General features: G+C 66.0%; 2 pseudogenes. Both read right to left on the bottom strand.

Annotated features, from left to right (window positions below):
- Positions 1–336 (bottom strand): annotated as a pseudogene (locus RT424_RS24485) (virulence-associated protein E); the annotation flags it as partial.
- Between the two features lie 79 nt (positions 337–415).
- Positions 416–612, bottom strand: a pseudogene (locus tag RT424_RS24480) (spermidine synthase); the annotation flags it as partial.

Genomic DNA, 612 nt, shown 5'->3' with positions numbered 1-612 from the left:
CCCGCGCAGGTAGGTTTCCCCAAGCGTACCGATGATCTCGGTGCCCTGGTCCCACACGGGCTGTGGATTGCCCCTTCCCCGCCCTTCAGTGCTGCTGGGCGCAGGGAAATGTCGGCCCGGTTGCACGCGCCGAAGCTCACGCAGCACGTCTTCGCGCGCGCAGCCGGCAAAGCAGGTCACGAGGAAACCGCGGTCGCCCTGGCGGATCGAAAGGCTGGGGTCGCTGTCGGCATGGGCGGGGCATCGGCACATGGCGACATTACCGCTCCATGTGCCCCCGAGGGCGCCGACGAGATCGATGAGTTCCTGGGACGGTCTAAGGGCTGTAAGCGGCATGATATCCTCCTTGCTTACCGTCCTGTTCCCCCCTTTCCTCCTCCTTGGGGTGGACGTGGGCTGCAGAGCCCGTTCAAATTCAGTGCTCGGTCCGGGGCGTCTTGAGCGAAGCGCGCGCAAGGGCTCGGACGACCCTGCGAGCCTTGGCATCGTAGTCGACGACATCCGTATCGGGCAGACGGCCGCGAACGGTCTGGCGCGCGGGTGGAAACCCGGGGTCTGTGCTCGCGAAGACGACACGGTTCCCGCCATTTTCGGCCGGAACGACGATCGTGC

The organism is Novosphingobium sp., from assembly GCF_032093395.1.
In the GTDB taxonomy this organism is placed as follows: Bacteria; Pseudomonadota; Alphaproteobacteria; order Sphingomonadales; family Sphingomonadaceae; genus Novosphingobium.
The sequence above is the reverse complement of the archived record's forward strand: the minus strand, read 5'-3'. Positions and strand labels throughout refer to the sequence as shown.